At 74.9% G+C, this 4,503-nt stretch carries 2 protein-coding genes; both read left to right on the forward strand.

Annotated elements, in window-relative coordinates; genetic code table 11:
- The coding region (locus ND747_RS29460) for an AAA family ATPase (protein WP_285900841.1) at positions 1–4,266 on the forward strand (4,266 nt) is incomplete at its 5' end.
- Positions 4,263–4,503 (forward strand): hypothetical protein (locus ND747_RS20050; protein WP_251735378.1); only part of this gene is annotated, 241 nt, incomplete at its 3' end. The genes ND747_RS29460 and ND747_RS20050, both read left to right, overlap by 4 nt.

Here is a 4,503-nt window from a genome sequence, read left to right on the forward strand (position 1 = left end):
GCCCGGCCCATCGGCGGGGCGGCGGGCCCGGCCGGGCGCATCGACGTGCTGGTCTGCGGGGCGGCCGACCTCGCGGCGCTGGCACCGTCCGGGGCGGAACGCACCGCGCTCACCGGACTGTTGATCTCCCTGCTGGTCGACGGGGACCCGGACGGGCCACCCGAACTGACCCTGGAGGATCTGTACCGGCGACTGCGGCAACGGCTCACTGCCGAGCCGCCGACCCGGCGGATCCCGAGCAACTGGGCCGACCACCTGGTCGTGGCCACCAACCGGGCCCACACCTCCCCCGGCCCCGAGCTGCCCACCACCGGCGACGCCGGCGGCAGCGGCCCTGGTGACGGCGGCCCTGGTGACGGCGGCGACCCTGGCGGCGGCGACCCTGGTGACGCCGGCGTCGAACAGGAAGACGACGCGCTCGACGACGACGACGTCGCCACCCGGCGGGTCGAGCCACCGGTCGTCGCCCGGCAGGTGTGTCCGTACCCGGGGCTGACCTCGTTCGACGCGACGAGTGCACAGTGGTTCTTCGGCCGGGACCGCGCCGTCACCGATCTGCTCGCCCGGCTCCGGGATCGTCTGGCCGGGGCCGGACCGCTGGTCGTCGTCGGCGCATCCGGGTCGGGCAAGTCGTCGCTGCTGCGGGCCGGCCTGGTGCCGGCACTGGCCGCGGGCCGGCTCCCCGGCTCGGCGGACTGGCCGCGGATCATCATGACGCCCACCGCGCAGCCGTTGCGCGAACTCGCCGCCCGCCTCGCCCAGGCGACGACGGTGCCGCTGCTGGCCAGCACCCAGCTGGAGGCTCTGGTCAGCGATCCCGACCGGTTCGCCCGGGCTCTCACCGAACTGCTCGCCCTGCGCACCGCTCCGGACGGGACCCCCGCGCCGGGGCAGGTGGTGCTCGTCGTCGATCAGTTCGAGGAGCTGTTCACCCTCAGCGACGAGGCCGACCGGGTGACGTTCGTCCGTTGCCTGCGGGCGGTCAGCACACCGCCCCAGGACGGCACGCGGGCACCGGCTGTCGTCGTGCTCGGCGTGCGGGCCGACTTCTACGGCCACTGCGCCGCCCACCCCGAACTGCTCGACGCGCTGCAGTCCGGGCAGGTCGTCGTCGGCCCGATGACGGCGGGCGAGGTCCGCGACGCCATCGTGCGCCCGGCGGAGCTGGTCGGCCTGACCTGCGAACCGGGACTCGTCGACCTGCTGCTGCACGGTCTGGGCGCCGGTGGCGGTCCTGGCAGTGGCGGTTCTGGCAGTGGCGGTTCTGGTAGTGGCGGTCCTGGCGGTGGTGCCGACGGAGCAGGCAACGGCGAGGCCGTCCCCGCAGGCAGCGGGACCGCAGGCCGTGACACCGGCGAGGGCGGATCCGGGGGTGGCGCAGCCGGCGGCGGGGGGTCGGTGATCGCCGATCCGGGGGCGTTGCCACTGCTCGCGCATGCCCTGCTCACCACCTGGCAGCAGCGGGAGGGCCGGGCGCTGACCGTCGCCGGGCACCTGCGTGGCGGTGGGCTGGTCGGGGCGATCGCCACCACCGCCGAACAGGCCTACGCCGAGCTTGACCCACCGGCCCAGGCCGCGGCCCGCGAGCTGCTCATGCGGCTGGTGCGCATCGGCGAGACCACCGACGACACCCGCCGGCGGACGCGGCGCGACGAGCTGCTCGACGAGCTGAGCGACACCCACGCCGGTTCCCGGGTGCTGGACGGGTTCATCGCCGCCCGGCTGATCACGACGGACGCGGACAGTGTGCAGCTCGCCCACGAGGCGCTGCTGCGGTCCTGGCCACGGCTGCGACAGTGGATCGAGTTCGACCGGGTCGGCGCGCTCACCCGCCAGGAGCTCACCGAGGCCGCCGGACGTTGGGACGGCGGTGGGCGGGACCCGTCCTATCTGCTGTCGGGGACCAGGCTGGCCACCGCGAGCGAGTGGGCGGCGGTCGGCGACCACCGAGCCGGGCTGTCCGGTGCCGCGGCGGCGTTCCTCGACGCGAGCGTCACCCGGGAGCAGGCGGATGCCCGCGCCACCCGGCGACGTACCCGGCGGCTGCAGCAGCTCGTCGCCGGGCTGACGGTGCTCGTCCTGTTCGCGGCGGCGGCGACGGCGTACGCGCTGCACCAACGTTCGACCGCCGAGCATGACCGGGCGCTCGCGCTGTCCCGTCAGGTCGCCAACCAGGCCGACTCGCTGCGCAGCTCCGACCCGCTGCTGGCCGCACAGCTCGGCCTGGTCGCCCACCGCTACGCCGACACCACCGCCGCCCGCGGCGCCGTGATCAACTCGCCGTCCAGCGGCTACGGGTTCGCGACCCGCCGGCTCGGCGGGCACTGGGCGGCGATCACCGCCACCGCGTACAGCCCGGACGGCCGCCTGCTGGCCACCGGCAGCAACGACTGGACAACCGATGTGTGGGACGCCCGCGACCCGGCGCGCGCCACCCCGCTCGCGAAGCTCACCGGCCACCGGCTGGCGGTGAAGTCGGTGGCTTTCGCCCCCACCGGCCGGCTGCTGGCCACCGGCAGCGACGACCACACGGTGCGCTTGTACGACCTGGCCGACCCGGCGAGACCGGTGTTCCTCGCGACCTTGCCCACCCTCGCGTCCACCTCGGTGTTCGGGCTCGCGTTCAGCCCGGACGGACGGACGCTGGCGGCCGGCGGTTACGGCTCGGACGTCCGGCTGTGGAACATCACCGACCCGCGGCGGCCGGTCGCCGGCGCGGACCTGGTCGGGCACCGCGGCGAGGTGCGGGCACTCGCCTACAACCCGGCCGGCACCCTCATCGTCACCGGCGGCGAGGACGGGACGGCACGGCTGTGGGACGTCGCCGACCCGGCCCGGCCGCGAGAGGTCGCCCGGCTGTCCGGACCGGTCGGCTCCAACGTGGTGCTCGACCCCAGCACCCAGATCCGCGCGGTCGCGTTCAGCCACAGTGGGCGCAGCGTCGCCACCGGCAGCCTCGACACCACCGCACGGGTGTTCACCGTCACCGACCCGGCGCATCCGCAGCAGATCTACGTCGACGACCAGACCTCCTCGGTGGACGCCGTCGCGTTCAGCCCGGACGGGCAGGTGCTGGCCCTCGCCAGCGCGAGCACGGTGAAGCTCGTCAACCCGCTGCACAACGCCGACCCGCTGGAGCTGCTTCCGCATCCGGCCAAGGTGCTCGGGCTCGCGTTCAGCCCGGACGGGCGGACCCTCGCGACCGGGGCGACGGACGCGTCGCTGCGCCAGTGGTCGGTGCTGACCTTCACCCTCGCCGGGCAGGTCCAGTTCATCTGGAACGCGCTGGTCGCCCCGAACGGACGGTTCGCGGCCACCGGCAGCTACGACAACACCGCGATGCTGTGGGACCTGGCCGACCCGGCGCACCCCCGGTCGGTGCAGACCCTGCGCGGGCACGACGGAGCGGTCGGCGGGCTCGCGCTCACCGGTGACAGCCGGACGCTGGCCACCGCCGGCCAGGACGGCAGGATCATGCTGTGGGACACCACCGACCCGAAGCACGTCACCCCGCTCGGCCAGATGACAGAGCGCACCTACACCGTCGGTGAGATCGTCTTCAGCCCCGACCGGCGGACGTTGTACGCCGCCGTCGGCGACGGCGAGCTGGCCGTCTGGGACGTCCACGATCCGCGAGCCCCGCGCGCCCTGACCCGGGTGAACGCCCACCGCTTCGGGCTGACCGCCGTCGCGCTCACCCCCGACGGCCGCACCCTGGCCACCGGCGGCCCCGACCACCAGCTGCGGCTGTGGGACGTGCGCACCCCGGCCCGTCTGACGCCGCTGGCCACCCTCGGCGGTTTCCCGGCCACGGTCACCAGCATCCGGTTCAGCCCGGACGGGCGGACGATGGCCGCCAGCACCGAGAGCCAGGTGCGCACCTGGGACGTCCGTGACCTGCGCCGGCCCGCGCCGGGGAAGATCTTCGTCGGCGCCACCGACGCCGTCAACGCCATCACCTACACCCCGGACGGGCGCGGGCTGACCGCAGCCGTCAGCGACGGAACCGTCGTCACCTGGGACGTGGACCGTCCGGCGGCGTCGCCGGTCCGCCTCAGTGGGCAGTACGGGGCCATGGTCGCGGTCTCCTACACCCCCGACGGCCGGTACCTGGTCGGCGGTCCCAACCAGGTCGTCGGGTTCGTCTGGGACACCGACGTGGACCGGGTCGTCGACCGGCTCTGCGCCGGGATGGGCGATCCGATCACCCGGGCGGAATGGGCCCGCTACCTGCCCGACCTGCCCTACCGGCCGCCGTGCCGATGACGATCGACCGCGCGCGCCTCGCCGCCGGGCTGCCTCGCTTCGAGATCGGCGAGCTGCTCGGCCGCGGGGCGTTCGGCGCCGTGTTCGCCGCGCGCCAGCGCCTGCTCGACCGGATGGTCGCCCTGAAGGTGCTCGACCTGACCGCCGACCAGGACCTCGACCTGGCCGGCGGGCTGGTGCCATCCGGAGACGGGAAGGGCCTGGTCGGCCGCGGGATCGGGCCGGCCGCCGGCGGGG

Source organism: Frankia sp. R82 (genome assembly GCF_023716925.1).
In the GTDB taxonomy this organism is placed as follows: Bacteria; Actinomycetota; Actinomycetes; order Frankiales; family Frankiaceae; genus Frankia.